The 16,312-nt window shown below is 69.5% G+C and carries 12 protein-coding genes and 3 pseudogenes; 9 read left to right on the plus strand and 6 right to left on the minus strand.

Annotation, left to right across the window (positions count from 1 at the left end):
- Positions 1-5 precede the first annotated feature (5 nt).
- From ACFJGX_RS08735 to ACFJGX_RS08760, 6 genes and pseudogenes are all read left to right on the plus strand, one after another.
- Positions 6-699: pseudogene (locus ACFJGX_RS08735) on the plus strand (TetR/AcrR family transcriptional regulator).
- Positions 700-739: 40 nt separating this feature from the next.
- A complete protein-coding gene (locus ACFJGX_RS08740; RefSeq protein WP_382321931.1) occupies positions 740-2,536 on the plus strand; it encodes an acyl-CoA dehydrogenase C-terminal domain-containing protein in 1,797 nt (598 codons plus the stop codon).
- Positions 2,537-2,574: 38 nt separating this feature from the next.
- Positions 2,575-3,012, plus strand: a complete 438-nt coding sequence (locus tag ACFJGX_RS08745) for a DUF2147 domain-containing protein (protein ID WP_382154167.1) — start codon at positions 2,575-2,577, stop codon at positions 3,010-3,012.
- Between the two features lie 34 nt (positions 3,013-3,046).
- Complete coding sequence (locus tag ACFJGX_RS08750) at positions 3,047-5,446, plus strand: 3-hydroxyacyl-CoA dehydrogenase NAD-binding domain-containing protein (RefSeq protein ID WP_382321930.1); 2,400 nt, start codon at positions 3,047-3,049, stop codon at positions 5,444-5,446.
- Between the two features lie 9 nt (positions 5,447-5,455).
- Complete coding sequence (locus ACFJGX_RS08755) at positions 5,456-6,664, plus strand: acetyl-CoA C-acyltransferase (protein WP_382321929.1); 1,209 nt, start codon at positions 5,456-5,458, stop codon at positions 6,662-6,664.
- Between the two features lie 55 nt (positions 6,665-6,719).
- The gene (locus ACFJGX_RS08760; protein WP_382321928.1) at positions 6,720-7,544 is read left to right on the plus strand and encodes an acyl-CoA thioesterase; all 825 of its coding nucleotides are present in this window, start codon (positions 6,720-6,722) and stop codon (positions 7,542-7,544) included.
- 7 nt (positions 7,545-7,551) lie between these two features.
- On the opposite strand, the gene ACFJGX_RS08765 is transcribed toward ACFJGX_RS08760, so the two are convergent.
- On the minus strand, positions 7,552-9,279 hold the full coding sequence (locus ACFJGX_RS08765) for a patatin-like phospholipase family protein (protein WP_382328214.1): 1,728 nt from the start codon (positions 9,277-9,279) through the stop codon (positions 7,552-7,554).
- 130 nt (positions 9,280-9,409) lie between these two features.
- Positions 9,410-9,826 (minus strand): annotated as a pseudogene (locus ACFJGX_RS08770) (patatin-like phospholipase family protein); the annotation flags it as partial.
- Between the two features lie 190 nt (positions 9,827-10,016).
- Between ACFJGX_RS08770 and ACFJGX_RS08775 the strand changes: the two are divergent.
- A complete protein-coding gene (locus ACFJGX_RS08775; protein ID WP_382321926.1) occupies positions 10,017-10,781 on the plus strand; it encodes an enoyl-CoA hydratase in 765 nt (254 codons plus the stop codon).
- A gap of 19 nt (positions 10,782-10,800) precedes the next feature.
- On the opposite strand, the gene ACFJGX_RS08780 is transcribed toward ACFJGX_RS08775, so the two are convergent.
- On the minus strand, positions 10,801-11,010 hold the full coding sequence (locus tag ACFJGX_RS08780; RefSeq protein WP_382321925.1) for a VOC family protein: 210 nt from the start codon (positions 11,008-11,010) through the stop codon (positions 10,801-10,803).
- A 127-nt stretch (positions 11,011-11,137) separates the two neighbouring features.
- On the opposite strand from ACFJGX_RS08780, the gene ACFJGX_RS08785 reads away from it, so the two are divergent.
- On the plus strand, positions 11,138-12,430 hold the full coding sequence (locus ACFJGX_RS08785) for a putative DNA modification/repair radical SAM protein (protein WP_382325733.1): 1,293 nt from the start codon (positions 11,138-11,140) through the stop codon (positions 12,428-12,430).
- A 7-nt stretch (positions 12,431-12,437) separates the two neighbouring features.
- Positions 12,438-13,976: a UdgX family uracil-DNA binding protein gene (locus ACFJGX_RS08790; protein ID WP_382321923.1), complete on the plus strand. Its 1,539-nt coding sequence runs from the start codon at positions 12,438-12,440 to the stop codon at positions 13,974-13,976.
- Here the strand turns inward: ACFJGX_RS08790 and ACFJGX_RS08795 are convergent.
- The 3 genes and pseudogenes from ACFJGX_RS08795 to ACFJGX_RS08805 all read right to left on the minus strand — a co-directional run bounded on the left by ACFJGX_RS08795 (position 13,877) and on the right by ACFJGX_RS08805 (position 16,310).
- Complete coding sequence (locus ACFJGX_RS08795; RefSeq protein WP_382328216.1) at positions 13,877-14,815, minus strand: FAD-dependent monooxygenase; 939 nt, start codon at positions 14,813-14,815, stop codon at positions 13,877-13,879. The genes ACFJGX_RS08790 and ACFJGX_RS08795 overlap by 100 nt on opposite strands.
- A pseudogene (locus ACFJGX_RS08800) lies at positions 14,812-15,441 on the minus strand (FAD-dependent monooxygenase); the annotation flags it as partial. The pseudogene ACFJGX_RS08800 and the gene ACFJGX_RS08795, both read right to left, overlap by 4 nt.
- Positions 15,442-15,443: 2 nt before the next feature.
- Positions 15,444-16,310, minus strand: coding sequence for a fumarylacetoacetate hydrolase family protein (locus ACFJGX_RS08805; RefSeq protein WP_382321921.1), 867 nt, complete (start codon positions 16,308-16,310; stop codon positions 15,444-15,446).
- Positions 16,311-16,312: the final 2 nt, after the last annotated feature.

The raw sequence follows: 16,312 nt of genomic DNA on the forward strand, positions 1-16,312 counted from the left end.
ACCCACTGCCCGCCCGCGCGCGCGCCGACGCCCCGGCCCACAAGCCCTTGCAGAAGGGGCAGCAGACCAAGGCCGCCATCGTCGATGCCGCGCTCGGCCTGGCCGACGCAGATCGGCCTGGAAGGTCTGTCCATCGGCGCGCTGGCCGAGGTCATGCAGATGAGCAAGTCCGGCGTGTTCGCCCATTTCGGCTCGCGCGAGGAACTGCAGATCTCGGTGGTGCGCGAGTACCACACGCGTTTCGAGGACGAGGTGTTTTACCCCGCCATGGTCGCGCCGCGCGGGCTGCCGCGCCTGCGCAAGCTGTTCGACAACTGGATGAAGCGCACCTCGGTCGAGATCGATTCGGGCTGCATCTACATCAGCGGCGCGGTCGAGTTCGACGACCGGCCCGGCCCGGTGCGCGACGCGCTGGCCAGCTCGGTCAACACCTGGCTCTCGGCCATGCGCCGCGCGGTCGAGATCGCGATCGAGGAAGGCCACCTGGCGGCCGACACCGACGCGTCACAGATGGCGTTTGAAATCCACGCACAGATCCTCGCGCTGCACTACGAAGCCCGCTTCCTGCGCAGCCCCGATTCGGTGCGCCGCGCGCTGCAGGCGTTCGAGGGCATCGTGGAGCGCTACAGCCACGCCCCCGGCGACGCCCCCGCGCGCGCCCGCAAATCCCCGGTGCCTGCGCGCAAGCCGCAGGGCTGATCCCTTTCGCCTTTTCACAAACCCAGCACAGGAGTTCCTCATGCCCGTTTACAACCCGCCCCTGCGAGACATGCAGTTTGTGATGCACGAAGTGCTCAAGGTCACCGACGACTTCAAGGCCATGCCCCAGCATGCCGATGTGGACGTGGACACCATCAACGCCGTGCTCGAAGAAGCCGGCAAGTTCGCCACGCAGGTGATCTTCCCGCTCAACATCAGCGGCGACACCGAAGGCTGCACGCTGGACAAGGCCACGCACGAGGTCAAGACGCCCACCGGCTTCAAGGACGCCTACAAGACCTACGTCGAAGGTGGCTGGGCCGCGCTGTCGTGCGACCCCACGTTCGGCGGCCAGGGCCTGCCGCTGGTGGTGAACCAGTGCTTCTACGAGATGATGAACTCGGCCAACCAGGCCTGGACCATGTACCCCGGCCTCACGCACGGCGCCTACGCCGCGCTGCACACCTACGGCACCGACGATCAGAAGAAGACCTACCTGCCCAAGATGACCAGCGGCGAATGGACCGGCACCATGTGCCTGACCGAACCGCACTGCGGCACCGACCTGGGCCTGATGCGCACCAAGGCCGAACCCCAGGCCGACGGCACCTACAAGCTCACCGGCAACAAGATCTTCATCAGCGCCGGTGAACACGACATGGCCGACAACATCATCCACCTGGTGCTGGCCCGGCTGCCCGACGCGCCCCCCGGCATCAAGGGCGTGAGCCTGTTCATCGTGCCCAAGTTCAACGTGAAGGCCGACGGTTCGCTGGGCGAGCGCAACGGCATCTACTGCGGCGGCCTGGAGCACAAGATGGGCATCCACGGCAACGCCACCGCGCAGATCGTGATCGACGGCGCCATCGGCACCCTGGTGGGCCAGCCCAACAAGGGCATGCAGGCCATGTTCGTGATGATGAACGCGGCCCGCCTGGGCGTGGGCAACCAGTCGCTGGGCCTGACCGAGGTGGCCTACCAGAACGCGCTGGCCTACGCCAAGGACCGCATCCAGATGCGCTCGCTGACCGGCCCCAAGGCCAAGGACAAGCCGGCCGATCCCATCATCGTGCACCCCGACGTGCGCCGCATGCTGCTCACCGCCAAGGCCTACGCCGAAGGCGGCCGGGCGTTGGCCATGTTCTGCTCGGTGCTGCTGGAGAAGGCGCACAACCACCCCGACGAGAAGGTGCGCAAGGACAGCGACGAGATGCTCTCGCTGCTCACCCCCATCACCAAGGCCTTCCTGACCGACAACGGCTACAACGCCGCCACGCAGTGCCAGCAGGTGTTCGGCGGCCACGGCTACATCAAGGAATGGGGCATGGAGCAGTACGTGCGCGATGCCCGCATCAACATGATCTACGAAGGCACCAACACCATCCAGAGCCTGGACCTGCTCGGCCGCAAGGTGCTGGGCAACAACGGCGCCACGCTCAAGAAGTTCGGCAAGCTGGTCGGTGCGCTGGTGATGGAAGAGGGCGTCAACGAGAAGATGGCCGAGTTCATCAACCCGCTGGCCGTGCTGGGTGAGCAGATCACCAAGTTCACCACCGAGATCGGCTTCAAGGGCCTGCAGAACGCCGACGAAGTGGGCGCCGCCGCCGTGGACTACCTGCGCGTGGCCGGCCACCTGGTGTTCGGTTACTTCTGGGCGCGCATGGCGCAGGTCGCGCTGCGCGAGATCGCGGCCGGCAACACCGACCCGTTCTACACCGCCAAGCTGCAGACCGCGCGTTTCTACTTCGCCAAGCTGTTCCCCGAGACCGCGACGCTGATGCGCACCGCGCGCGCCGGCAGCAAGGTGCTGATGGACACCGACGCGGCGCTGGCGTAAATACGCGGTTTCTTTCCCACCACCACCAGGAGACTTTCATGATCAAGACCACGCTGGCAGTTTCGCTTCTTGTGCTCACCGGCCACGCCTTCGCGCAGATGTCGCCCGTGGGTCTGTGGAAGACGATCGACGACGACTCGAAGAAAGAGAAGTCCCTGGTGCGCATCAAGGAAAACAACGGCGTCTACAGCGGCACCATCGAAAAGCTGCTGGACCCCAGCAGCAAGCAGGACGCGGTGTGCGACAAGTGCACCGACGAGCGCAAGGACAAGCCCGTGCTGGGCATGACCATCCTGCGCAACCTCAAGCAGAGCGCCGATGACAAGACTGTCTACGACGGCGGCGACATCGTCGACCCGAACAACGGCAAGGTCTACCGCACGCGCCTCAAGCCCGTCGAAGACGGCAAGAAGCTGGAAATGCGCGGCTACATCGGCCCGTTCTACCGCACCCAAGTGTGGATCCGTGTCGAGTGAAGCCCGCGCGTCCGACCCCTTTCATGGAAAACCAATGAACCGATTTCAAGTGAAGAAAGTCGCCGTGCTCGGCGCAGGCGTGATGGGCGCGCAGATCGCTGCGCACCTGGTCAACGTCAAGGTGCCGGTGGTGCTGTTCGACCTGCCCGCGAAGGAAGGCCCGAAGAACGGCATCGTCACCCGCGCGGTGGAAGGCCTGAAGAAGCTCAAGCCTTCGCCGCTGGGCGTCGCGGCCGACGCCGACCTCATCGGCCAGGCCAACTACGAAGAGCACATGGAGCAGCTGCGCGACTGCGACCTCATCATCGAGGCCATCGCCGAGCGCATGGACTGGAAGCTCGACCTCTACACCAGGATCGCGCCCTTCATCGCCGAGCACGCCATCGTCGCGTCCAACACCTCGGGCCTGTCGATCACCAAGCTCAGCGAAGCCCTGCCCGAGGCGATCAAACCGCGCTTCTGCGGCATCCACTTCTTCAACCCGCCGCGCTACATGACGCTGGTGGAGCTGATCGCCACGCCCACCACCGAGCCGCAGATCCTCAACGACCTGGAGACCTTCGTCACCAGCGGCCTGGGCAAGGGCGTGGTGCGCGCCAAGGACACGCCCAACTTCGTGGCCAACCGCATCGGCATCGCCGGCATGCTGGCCACCATGAAGGAGGTGGAGAACTTCGGCCTGACCTACGACGTGGTCGACGACCTCACCGGCAAGCGCCTGGGCCGCGCCAGCAGCGGCACCTTCCGCACCGCCGACGTGGTGGGCCTGGACACCATGGCCCACGTGGTCAAGACCCTGCAGGACAACCTGAGCCTGGAGACCGACCCGTTCTACGGCAGCTTCGGCACGCCGCCGGTGCTCAAGGCGCTGATCGAGGCCGGCAACCTGGGCCAGAAGGCCAAGGCCGGCTTCTACAAGAAGGTCGGTCGCGACATCCTGCGCTTCGACCTGGAGAGCGGCGAGTACGTGCCCGGCGGCGAGAAAGCCGATGAGGTCTACGGCCGCATGCTCAAGCGCCCGGCCGCCGAGCGCCTGAAACTGCTGCGAAACAGCGAAGGCCCGCAAGGCCGGTTCCTCTGGGCCATCCTGCGCAACAGCTTCCACTACGCCGCCGTGCACCTGGCGACCATCGCCGAGACCGCGCGCGACGTGGACCAGGCCATGCGCTGGGGCTTCGGCATGAAGCAGGGCCCGTTCGAGCTCTGGCAGGAAGCCGGCTGGCTCGAGGTGGCGAAGATGGTCCAGGAAGACATCGACGCCGGCAAGGCCCTGAGCAAGGCGCCGCTGCCCGACTGGGTGTTCAAGGGCCCGGTGGCCGAGGCTGGCGGCGTGCACACCGCGCAGGGTTCGTGGAACCCCACCAAGGGCACGTTCGAGGCGCGCCTGCAACTGCCGGTCTACCAGCGCCAGCACTTCCCCGAGCTGCTGCTCGGTGAAGCCGGTCCGAAGTTCGAGACCGCCGGCAGTACGTTGGAAGAGAACGATTCGATCCGCCTCTGGACGCTGGACGAACAGGTGCTCATCGCCAGCATCAAGACCAAGATGCACGCCATCAGCCCCGAGGTGTGCGAAGGCCTGATGGCCGCCGTGGACCTGGCCGAGAAGGAGTACCAGGGCCTGGTGATCTGGTCGGGTGACGAGCCCTTCAGCGCCGGTGCCGACCTGCAGGCCATGCTGCCGGCCTTCATGGCCGTGGGCGTGAGCGCCATCGAAGACGCCGAAGGCTTCATGCAGCAGACCATGCTGCGCCTGCGCTACGCCAACGTGCCGGTGGTTTCCGCCGTGCGCGGCCTGGCGCTGGGCGGCGGCTGCGAGATGGCCGTGTACAGCGCGCGCCGCGTGGTGCACATGGAAAGCTACATCGGCCTGGTGGAAGTCGGCGTGGGCCTGGTGCCCGGGGCCGGCGGCCTGACCTACATCGCCCGCCGCGCGGCCGAGAACGCCGAGACCTCGACCGGCAAGGACCTGCTGCCCTTCCTCACCGAAGGCTTCACCGCCGCCGCCATGGCCAAGGTGGGCACCAGCGCGCTGGAGTCGCGCCAGCTCGGTTACGTGCTGCACTCCGACGTGATCGTGCCGCACAAGGACGAGCTGCTGTACGTCGCCATCAACGAGGCCAAGGGCCTGTTCAACGGCGGCTACCGCGCGCCGCACAGGCGCTTGTTCCCGGTGGCCGGCCGCGACGGCAAGGCCACCATCCTGGGCAGCCTGGTCAACATGCGCGACGGCGGCTTCATCAGCCAGCACGACTTCCACATCGCCTCGCTGATCGCCAACGTGGTGACCGGCGGCGACGTCGAACCCGGCACGCTGGTGAACGAGGACTACCTGATGACGCTGGAGCGCCAGGCCTTCTGCTCGCTGATCGTGCACCCCAAGACACAAGAACGCATCCTCGGCATGCTCAACACGGGCAAGCCCGTCCGCAACTAAGGACACGACATGAGCAAACAGATTCAAGACGCCTACATCGTCGCCGCCACCCGCACCCCCATCGGCCGTTCGCACAAGGGTTCCTTCAAGCACCTGCGCCCGGACGACATGCTCGCCCTGGCGCTGCGCTCGGCGCTGGCGCAGGCCCCGGGCCTGGACCCCAAGGCCATCGAAGACGTGATCTGCGGCTGCGCCATTCCCGAGGCCCAGCAGGGCTTGAACGTGGCGCGCATCGGCGCCATCCTGGCCGGCCTGCCCAACAGCGTGGGCGGCATCACCGTCAACCGCTTCTGCGCCTCGGGCCTGTCGGCCGTGCAGATGGCGGCCGACCGCATCCGCGTGGGCGAGGCCGACGTGATGATCGCCGCCGGCACCGAGAGCATGAGCATGGTGCCCATGATGGGCAACTCGCCCAGCCTCTCGCCCACCATCTTCCGCAACACCGACGACGTGGAGAGCTACGGCATCGCCTACGGCATGGGCCTCACGGCCGAGAAGGTGGCGCAGAAGTGGAAGGTCTCGCGCGAGGCGCAGGACGCCTTCGCCCTGCAGTCGCACCAGCGCGCTGTGCTGGCCATGAAGAACGGGGAGTTCAGCGACGAGATCACGCCGGTGGAAGTGACCGAACGCAGCGTCAATCTGGAAAGCGCCGAGGTCAGCACGAGCACGCGCACCGTGAGCCTGGACGAAGGCGCGCGGCCCGACACCTCCATCGAAGGCCTGTCCAAGCTGCGCACGGTGTTCGCCGCGCGCGGCTCGGTCACCGCCGGCAACAGCTCGCAGACCAGCGACGGCGCGGGCGCGCTCATCCTGGCCAGCGAAGCGGCCATCAAGCGCTTCGGCCTCACGCCGCTGGCGCGCTTCGTGAGCTACGCCTCGCGCGGCGTGCCGCCGCACCTGATGGGCATCGGCCCGATCGAGGCGATTCCCGCCGCGCTGAAGTACGCCGGCCTCACGCAGGACCAGATCGACTGGATCGAGCTCAACGAGGCCTTCGCCGCGCAGTCGCTCGCCGTCATCAACACCCTGGGCCTGGACCCGAGCAAGGTCAACCCCATGGGCGGCGCCATCGCGCTGGGCCACCCGCTGGGCGCCACCGGCGCCATCCGCTCGGCCACCGTGGTGCACGCGCTCAAGCGGCACAACAAGAAGTACGGCATGGTCACGATGTGCGTGGGCATGGGCCAAGGGGCCGCAGGTATTTTCGAGCGGGTCTGAGCACCGTGTCGCGGGCAGGACGGCGCGCTCGCGCGCCTTCTTGCACACTCATCGCATGACCACCACACACGCTCTCGACCAGGCCGTCGCGCTGCACCCCACCGGCGCCCACCAATACCGCGGCGCCACCTCGCCCGCCTACGCCAACATGGTGGGGCCGTTCGGCGGCATCACGGCCGCCACGGCCATGCAGTCGGTGATGCAGCACCCCGAGCGCTTGGGCGAGCCGATCTCGCTCACGGTGAACTACGCCGCCGCGCTGGCCGATGGTGAATTCGCCGTCACCGCGCGGCCGGTGCGCACCAACCGCTCCACGCAGCACTGGGTGATGGAGATCACCCAGCCCGATGCGAGTGGCGCGCCCGCCACCGTGCTCACGGCCACCGCCGTCACCGCCGTGCGGCGTGAGACCTGGGGCGTGGACGACGAGCCCATGCCCGACGTGCCCGCGCCCGACCGCATCGCGCGGGCCTCGATCGCGCCGCAGGTGGCCTGGCCTCAGCGCTACGCCATGCATTTCGTCACCGGCATCATCCCCGAGCGCTGGGACGGCCAGGGCGACACCAGCCTGATCCAGATGTGGGTGCGCGACGAACCGCGGCGCGGGCTCGACTTCACCAGCCTGTCCGCGCTGGCCGACGTGTTCTACCCGCGCATCTGGCTGCGCCGCGCCACGCGCGTGCCCACGGGCACGGTGTCCATGACGGTGTACTTCCACGCCGGTTCGGCCGAACACGCCGCCACCGGCAGCGGCTGGCTGCTCGCGCAGGCGCGCGCCCAGGCCTTTCGCAACGGCTTCTTCGACCAGACCGCGCAGCTCTGGAACGAGGCCGGTGTGCTGCTGGCGACCACGCACCAGATCGTCTACTACAAGGAGTGACCCGCGCTCAGGGTCTGCCGAGGAACAGGTAGAGCCCGGTGTAGCCGCGCGGCGCGCTCACGATGCTCAGGTAGAGCGGGCCGATGCCGGTGTCCGCGCCCACGAACAGGCTGGAGCCCGCGCGCAGGTCGCCCAATGAGATGTCCCGGCGCGCCGTCCAGGCGTTGCCGGCCTCCAGCGAGCCGCCCACGAACAGCGCGCGCGCCACGCCCACGCTCCAGGGCAGGCGCTGGTAGTAGGTGAGGCGGCCGAACACCAGGTAGTTGCCCGCCACCTGGCCCACGCGGTAGCCCGAGAGCTGCTGGAAACCGCCGAGCGAATACTCGTCGATCGCGCCCAGCGGGATCTGGCTCGTCTTCGCCAGGCGTGCGCCAAAGTTGAAGGTGTGCGGGCCCCAGCTCTTCACGGCCGTGGCCGTGCCTTCGAAGCTGGTGAAGCTGCCACTGGGCGCGCCGTCGAAGCTGCGCCGGCCGAACACCACCTCGCCCTGCGCGCGGTAGCCGTGCGAGGGGAAGTTCGCGTAGTCCAGCTGGTCGGCGATCACCGCGCCGCGCACGCCGACCTCGCGCCACTTCAGCGAGGTGGTGGCGCCGGCCGGGATGGCGGCGGCCAGCAGCTCCGGCGTCACCTTGCGCTGCGCCGCGACCAGGCCCACGCGCATGTCGCCCACGTTGCCGAGCAGGCCCATGGGCCAGCCGATGTCGGCGCCCACGCGCAGGCTCTGCCGCTGCACCAGCGCCAGGGCCTCGCCCTCGGTGCCGAACAGCTCCACCTTGCGCAGGTTCGCGTCCACGTAGGCCGCCGCGAAGCGGTCGCTGCGCAGGGTCAGCGGCTGGTAGATCTCGGAATAGAGGCCCAGCGTCTCGCCCACCTGCACCCGGTTGCGCCACTCGGCGCCGGTGTCGTTGAGCCAATGCCGGTTGTGGCTGATGCGCAGGTTGAACGCGCCCTGGCCCTGGAAGTCGGTGCGCAGGTCCAGCCCCACGCGCAGGTAGTTCGGGCCCCAGGTGTTTTCGCGCAGGTGCACCTTGAGGTCCTCGGCGCCGTCCTCGCGCCGCGTCAGGGTGTAGTCCACGGCCTCGAAGTCGCCCATGGCCGCGAGCCGCTGCAGGTCGTTCTCCAGCTTGGGCACGTCCAGCCGCTGGCCTTCCGAGGTGTCCAGCGCGGTGGCCAGGCGCTCGGCGCGGATCTCGTTCACGCCTTCGAAGGTCACCGAGGCCACGGTGCCGATGCGCCCCGTGTTGGCTTTCTCCTGCGCCTCGCGCGCGGCCACCCAGCGCTCGTAGCGCGGCGCCTCCGCGGAGAACCGGGCCAGCGCGTCGCCCACCGTCTTGGCGTAGTCGTTGCCGATCTTCACCAGCTCGGGCGCCCGGCCGAAATCAGACGAGGTGAGCTGGCCCAGCGGCGGCGTCAGCAGCAGGTCGTTCGGCGTCAGCGTGGCGATGCTGGCCTGCACGTTCTGCTCGGTCAGGATGTTCACCATCTGCGTGGTGATGCCCACCACGCTGCCCAGCGTCTCGCGCCCGGCCAGCGGCGTGCCGATGTTGACCGCGATCACCACGTCCGCGCCCATGCGCCGCGCCACGGCCACCGGCAGGTTGTCCACCAGCCCGCCGTCGCCCAGGATGCGCCCGTCCACCGCCAGCGGCGAGAACACGCCCGGCACCGACATGCTCGCGCGCAGCGCGGCCGCGAGGTCGCCGCGGTCCAGCACCACGGCCTTGCCGGTCTCCATGTCGGTCGGCCACCGCGCGAAACGGCGTGGGCAGGCCGTCGAAGCTGGCCAGGTGGCGCGTGGACAGCGTGTAGCGCCGCAGCAGCATTTCCAGCGAGCGGGTGGACACCGCGCCCGTGGGCAGCACGAAGGCGCCGTCGCGAAAACCCAGCATCAGCACCGGCGAGAGCTCGAAGTCCTCTTCCTTGCGGCGCTGCGACAGCAGCTGGCGCGGCTCGCGGCGGTCGAACAGGTCGCCCCAGTTCACCGCCAGGATCTCGCGCTCGAGCTCGTCCGCCGTCATGCCGCTGGCGTACAGCCCGCCCACGATCGCGCCCATCGACGTGCCCACGATCAGGTCCACCGGCACGCGAGCCGCCTCCAGCGCCTTGAGCACACCCACGTGCGCGAAGCCGCGCGCCCCGCCGCCCGAGAGCACCAGGCCCACGCGCGGGCGCTCGGCCTTCGGCGCGGGTGCCTGCTGCGCCAGCGCGGGTGCGCCGGCCAGCAGCAGGGCGAGCGCGCCGGCGAGGCCATGGACGAGAAGGGCGGTGAGTCGGGCTGGCATGGAACGGCACCTGTGGACAACGGCGGCGCCATGGCGCCCGGAAGCGGCAAGTGTAGGCGGCGGCCGTGTCCCGGGCGTGGCCGGAAACACCCTGTCACGCACCGGTCAGCCCCTGGGCGGCCCGCCTCGAAAAAAGCACGCCCGTTCGTGGTAATTTGCGGGTCCTTTCTTCGCACACTGAGAGACACCCATGAGCGACATCCTCGTCCACACCGAAGCCGGCGTCAGCACCCTCACGTTCAACCGCCCCGACAAGAAGAACTCCATCACCGCCGCCATGTACGGCCAGCTGGCCGACGCGCTGCAGGCCGCGCAGGACGACGCCGCCGTGCGCTGCGTCGTGCTCCAGGGCAACGAGACCATCTTCTCGGCCGGCAACGACATCGCCGACTTCCTCAACAACCCGCCGGCCGGCACGGATTCGCCGGTGTTCCGCTTCCTGCGCGGCATCGCGCAGTTTCCCAAGCCGCTGGTGGCGGCGGTGTGCGGCCCGGCCGTGGGCGTGGGCACCACGATGCTGTTCCATTGCGACTTGGTCTACGCCGGCGACAACGCCGCCTTCTCCCTGCCCTTCGTCAACCTCGGCCTGTGCCCCGAGGCCGCGTCCAGCCTGCTGGTGCCACAGATGCTGGGCTACCACCGTGCGGCCGAGGCGCTGCTGCTGGGCGAGCCCTTCATGGCCGAAGCCGCGCTGGAAGTGGGCCTGGTCAACCGCGTGCTGCCCCCGATGGAGGCGGCCGGTTATGCGCAGGCCGTGGCCCGCAAGCTCGCGGCCAAGCCCATCAGCGCGCTGATCGAGACCAAGCGCCTGATGAAGAAGCACCAGACGCCACAGGTGATGGCCGTGATGGCCGAAGAGGGCGCGAGCTTCGGCCGCATGCTGGGCGAGCCGGCCGCGCGCGAGGCGTTTGGCGCGTTCATGGAGCGCAGGAAGCCGGACTTCTCGAAGGTGTGAGCAGGCCTTTGCTGATCGGCTACGCCGCCTCGATGTCCTGCCCGATGCGCCACAACACGCCCGCCGGGTCGTTCAGGATGAAATCGCGGATGCCCCAGGGCCGGTCTTCGGGCGGCTCGGCGCGCACACCGTAGCGCTCGCCCAACCGCTGCGCCTCGACGTGCGCCCACCATGCGTCCACGTCCTCCACCAGCAAATGCATCATGAGGTTCTCGGCGAAGTCCTTCACGTAGAACTTCGTCAGCAGAAAACTGCTCCTGCCGGCCTCGGTGTGATCGGCGCGCTGTAGGGCAAGACGGCCGCCAAGTGACAGCCGGCGAGCGCCCGGACGAGATACTGTATAAAATTACAGCATGATGTCCGTCGCCCGCAAGATCCGCATCCTCGCGGATGCCGCGAAGTACGACGCCTCCTGCGCCTCCAGCGGCGGCACGCGCCGGGATTCGAGCGACCAGCAGGGCCTGGGGTCGAACGAGGGCATGGGCATCTGCCACAGCTACGCGCCCGACGGGCGCTGCATCTCGCTGCTCAAGATCCTGCTCACCAACTGGTGCGTGTACGACTGCCTCTACTGCGTCAACCGCGTCTCCAGCGACGTCGAGCGCGCCCGCTTCAGCGTGGAAGAGGTGGTGAACCTTACGCTCGATTTCTACCGCCGCAACGTCATCGAGGGCCTGTTCCTGAGCTCCGGCATCATCCGCTCGCCCGACTACACCATGGAGCAGCTCGCGGAGGTGGCCCGCCAGCTGCGCGAGGTGCACGGCTTTCGCGGCTACATCCACCTCAAAACCATCCCCGATGCCGACGAGGCCCTGCTCGCGCGCGCCGGGCGCTACGCCGACCGCCTCAGCATCAACATCGAGCTGCCCAGCCAGGACTCGCTCGACGCGCTCGCGCCGGGCAAGAGCAGCCAGCAGATCCGCCAGTCGATGGCCGGCATCCGCCTGAAGCTGGACGAAGCGCGCGAGCAGAAGACGCAGGCGCAACAGATCCGCTCCTTGCCCGGCCGGCCCGCCGCCAGCGCGCCACCGCCGCGCTTCGCGCCCGCCGGCCAGAGCACGCAGATGATCGTCGGCGCCGACGCGTCGGACGACCGCAGCATCCTGCAGGTCAGCGCCGGGCTCTACGCGGGCTACCGCCTCAAGCGCGTCTACTACTCCGCCTTCAGCCCGATCCCGCACGCCAGCGCCCGGCTGCCCGGGCAGGCCGCGCCGCTGGTGCGCGAGCACCGCCTGTACCAGGCCGACTGGCTGATGCGTTTCTACGGTTTCGACGCGAGCGAACTCGTGCTGCCCGGCGGCATGCTGTCCATGGACATGGACCCCAAGCTCGCCTGGGCCCTCGCGCACCCGGAGTGGTTCCCGGTGGATGTGAACCGCGCGCCGCGCGAGATCCTGCTGCGCGTGCCCGGGCTGGGCGCGCACTCGGTGCAGCGCCTGCTCGACGCGCGGCGCGTGCGCCAGGTGCGGCGCGCCGACATGGAGCGCCTGGGCACGGCGGGCCGCAAGGCGCTGGACTTCGTGCACCTGCCGGACCACCGGCCCGGCGCGGTGCCGCTGGCCCCCCTCGCTCGGCCACGGTCTCGCTCACCCGCCGTGGGCGAGCAACCCGATCTGTTCGGCTGGGCCGAAGCGCCCGCCGCTGCCTGAGACGCCCATGCGCTGGCAGATCGAGTACGACGCCAACGACGTGCCCGCCTCGCTGCGCGCGCTGTCGGCGCTGATCGCCTGCGGTGCCGAGCCGCGCGACGTGGTGTGGCGCGACGGCACCGAAGGGCAGGGCGATCTGCTGGGCGAGGACGCGGCTTCGCCCACCAGCGCACCGCCGCCCGAAGCCGTGCCCCTGCGCGCCCTGCGAAACCTGCCGGCCGAGGCCATGGACCTGGCCGACACGGTGGCGCAGCACGCGCACCCCGAGCGCTTCCGCCGGTTGCACGAGCTCGCGCTGGATGTGAAGGCCGACCCCCGCCGCTGGCGCGACGCCCTGGACCCGCGCCGCCTCGCGCTGGAGCGCATGGCGCGCGAGGTGCGGCGCGAGACCCACAAGATGCACGCCTTCGTGCGCTTCCGCCCGATCGAGGACGGCGATGGCGGCGACACGCGCTATGTGGCCTGGTTCGAGCCGGTGCATCACATCGTGCGCGCGGCCGCACCTTTTTTCGCGCAGCGGTTCGCCGCCATGCGCTGGGCCATCCTCACGCCGCGCCTGTGTGTGCACTGGAACCGCGAAAGCCTTGTGTTCTCGCCCGGCGTGGACCGCTCGCTCGCGCCCCCGCCCGACGCCGGCGAAGCCCTGTGGCTCGACTACTACCGCAGCATCTTCAACCCTTCGCGGCTCAAGACCGCCGCCATGCTGCGCGAGATGCCGCGCCGCTACTGGCACAACCTGCCCGAGACGCAGGCCATCACCGAACTGATCCAGACCGCGCCGCAGCGCAGCGCGCGCATGGTGGCGCAGGCCAGCGAGTCGCAGCGCCGCCTGCCCATCGGCGCGCCTCGCGCGGCGGCGCGCGCACCGCGCACACCGCAGGAGCAGCTGGACGACCTGGGTCGCCGCGCGCGCCACTGCACGGACTGCCCGGTGGCCTGCAGCGCGACCCAGGTCGTCTGGGGCGAAGGCCGCGTGGGCGCGCGCCTGATGATCGTGGGCGAGCAACCGGGCGACCAGGAAGACCTCGCGGGCCGCCCCTTCGTCGGGCCCGCGGGCGCGCTGCTGCGGCGCGCCATCACCGAGCTCGGCTGGCCGGTGGAATCGATCTACCTCACCAACGCCGTCAAGCACTTCCACTTTCTGGCGCGCGGGAAACGGCGCCTGCACAAGACGCCCGGCCAGCGCGCGGCCGAAGCGTGTGAGCAGTGGCTGGAAGCGGAGATCCGCCTCGTCCAGCCGCAGGCGGTGATCGCGCTCGGCGCCACCGCCGCGTCCAGCCTGCTCGGCGGGAGTGTGGGCGTGGCGCAGAACCTGGGGCGCTGGCAGGTGCGGGCCGATGGCCTGCCGGTCTGGGTGGTGCACCACCCGGCGGCCGTGCTGCGCCGCGCGGAGTCGGGCGCGCCGCCGTTCGAGGATTGGGTGGAGGCGCTGCGCCCGGCTTGGCCTCAGGCCGCGCAGGCCTCGGCCGCCACGCCCAGCCGCGTGGCGAGTGCCGACACCATCGCCGCCACTTCGTCGGTCGTGCCGGCCACGCCATACACATAGTTGTCCGGCCGCACCAGCGCCGCCACGCTCTGGTGGCGCTGCAGCCACGCTTCGGCCACGCCGTCGGTCTCCAGCGCACCCACCGTGCCGAGCGCGACGCAGCGCAACCACGGCAGGGCGCCCGCCCCGCCGGGCACGGCCTGGCCGGGGGCCAGCACCAGCCGCCAGCCGTTGCCGGCGATGGCATCCATGCGCTGGCGCTGCGGGCCGCTGAGCAGCCAGGGTTGGGGGAACAGGCTGCCGCGCGCGGCGTGCTCCTGCGGTGCGAGCCAGCCGGTGGTCAGTGCGGGCAGGATGTCCTGGCGCGGCGTGTCCTTCACCACGCCGCCGCATTGAGCCAGCATGGCCGCATCGCGCTCCCGGGCCTTCACCGGGTCGCGTTCGCAGATCACCGCGCCCACGTGTTTGATGCGGCTGGTGAGTTCGCGCACGTGGGCCTTGCGCTCGTCGCCGTAGCTGTCGAGCAGGGCCTCGGCGCTCGCGCCGGACACCTCGCCTCGCAGCACGGCCGCGAGTTTCCAGGCGAGGTTGCTCACGTCGCGGATGCCCTGGCACATGCCCTGGCCCAGGAAGGGCGGTTGCATGTGCGCCGCGTCGCCCGCGAGGAACACGCGGCCCCGGCGCCATTGCTGCGCCACCAGGGCGTGGAAGCGGTAGCTCGACTGGCGCCACAGCGTGCCGTCCTCGGGCGTGATCCAGCGCGAGAGCAGGCGCCAGGTTTCCTCCGGCGTGGCGGCGTGTTTCGGGTCTTCGCCCGGGTTGAGCGAGATTTCCCAGCGGCGGTGGTTCTTCGGGCCGATGACCAGGGTGCAAGGCCGTTCGGGCTCGCAGTACTGCACGCTGACCTGGGGCAGCTTGCCAGGCCGCGCTCGTTCATGAGCACGTCCACCACCAGCCAGGGTTCGTCGAAGTCCAGGTCTTCCAGCGGCATCGCCAGCGCGGTGCGCACCGCGCTGGAACCACCGTCGCAGGCGATGGTGTATTGCGCGCGCACGGTGCGGGCGGGCTCGCCCTGCGCACCGCCGATGGCGAGGTCCACGCCCTGGTCGTGCGGCGTGAGGCCGGTCATCTCCACGCCGAGTTCCACCACCACGTTGGGCAACTGCGCCACGCGCGCGCGCAGGACCTTCTCGACCTCGGGCTGGGTGAACACCATCGAGGGCGTGTGGCCCTGCGGAAAGGGCGGCGCCACCATGGTCATGCGGCGGATCAGCTGGCCGTCCACGCCGAAGTACTCGGAGGGCGTGAAAGGTTCGCAGAACGGTGCCACCGCATCGGCCACGCCGAGCTGCTGGAACACCCGCATGATCTCGTGGTCCAGCGCGATGGCGCGCGGGATCTGGTGCACGTCGGTGAGCCGGTCGCACACGTACACGCTCAGGCCCGCCTGGCCCAGCAGGCCGGCGGCCACCACGCCCGAGGGCCCGCAGCCCACGATGGCGACATCGAAGACGCGCTGCTGCATGGTCAGGCCTGTTCGTTCACGATGGGGTTGACCAGCGTGCCGATGCGCTCGATCTCCACTTCGAAGGTGTCGCCGGCCTTCATCCAGGCGGGTGGCGTGCGCGCCTGGCCGACACCGGCGGGCGTGCCCATCACGATCACGTCGCCGGCTTCCAGCGTCAGCACCTCGGCCAGCAGCGCGATGGTCTCGGCCACGCTGAAGATCATGTCGCTGGTGTTGGCGTCCTGCATCACCTGGCCGTTGAGGCGGCCCTGGATCTTCAGGCCGGCGGCACCGGGCGGCAGTTCGTCGGCCGTCACCAGCACCGGGCCGAAGCCGCCGGTGCCGTCGAAGTTCTTGCCGATGGTCCATTGCGGCGTGCGCTTCTGGTAGTCGCGCACGCTCATGTCGTTGAAGCAGCTGTAGCCGAACACGTATTGCAGCGCATCCGCTTGCGTGGTGTGGCGCGGCACGGTGCGGCCGATGACGACGGCGAGCTCGGCCTCGTAGTCGAACTTGCCGGAGACGCGGGGCACCACGCCAGCGTCGCCGTGCGCGATCAGCGAGGAGCTGCCGCGGTAGAAGAACCAGGGGTAGTCGGGTTTCTCGCGGCCGCCTTCCTTGGCATGGTCGAAGTAGTTGAGGCCCAGGCACACGGTCTTGCCGGGTTCGGGCACCAGCGGCGCGAGCGCGGCACCGGCAAGCGCCTGGCGCTTGAAAGGGCCGGCCAGTGCGGCGTTCGCGGCGGCGTGCAGGTCCACGCCGGCCTTCAGCGCGGCGCGCAGGTCGGCGGGCACCTGGGGCTGGGCGTCGTGCAGGTCGACGAAGTCGGCGCCGTCGACGACGGCCAGGCGTGGCGCGCCATCGCGCAGGTAGGTGGTGAATTTCATGG

It is taken from the genome of Hydrogenophaga sp. UC242_50 (assembly GCF_042697355.1).
Classification (GTDB): Bacteria; Pseudomonadota; Gammaproteobacteria; order Burkholderiales; family Burkholderiaceae_C; genus Hydrogenophaga.

Excerpts from the sequence above, each read along its gene's own strand:
- ACFJGX_RS08755 (WP_382321929.1), top strand. The coding sequence starts at position 5,456 with ATGAGCAAACAGATTCAAGACGCCTACATCGTCGCCGCCACCCGCACC.
- ACFJGX_RS08740 (WP_382321931.1), top strand. The coding sequence starts at position 740 with ATGCCCGTTTACAACCCGCCCCTGCGAGACATGCAGTTTGTGATGCAC.
- ACFJGX_RS08765 (WP_382328214.1), bottom strand. The coding sequence starts at position 9,279 with ATGGAGACCGGCAAGGCCGTGGTGCTGGACCGCGGCGACCTCGCGGCC.
- ACFJGX_RS08785 (WP_382325733.1), top strand. The coding sequence starts at position 11,138 with ATGTCCGTCGCCCGCAAGATCCGCATCCTCGCGGATGCCGCGAAGTAC.
- ACFJGX_RS08790 (WP_382321923.1), top strand. The coding sequence starts at position 12,438 with ATGCGCTGGCAGATCGAGTACGACGCCAACGACGTGCCCGCCTCGCTG.
- ACFJGX_RS08805 (WP_382321921.1), bottom strand. The coding sequence starts at position 16,310 with ATGAAATTCACCACCTACCTGCGCGATGGCGCGCCACGCCTGGCCGTC.
- ACFJGX_RS08760 (WP_382321928.1), top strand. The coding sequence starts at position 6,720 with ATGACCACCACACACGCTCTCGACCAGGCCGTCGCGCTGCACCCCACC.
- ACFJGX_RS08745 (WP_382154167.1), top strand. The coding sequence starts at position 2,575 with ATGATCAAGACCACGCTGGCAGTTTCGCTTCTTGTGCTCACCGGCCAC.
- ACFJGX_RS08750 (WP_382321930.1), top strand. The coding sequence starts at position 3,047 with ATGAACCGATTTCAAGTGAAGAAAGTCGCCGTGCTCGGCGCAGGCGTG.
- ACFJGX_RS08775 (WP_382321926.1), top strand. The coding sequence starts at position 10,017 with ATGAGCGACATCCTCGTCCACACCGAAGCCGGCGTCAGCACCCTCACG.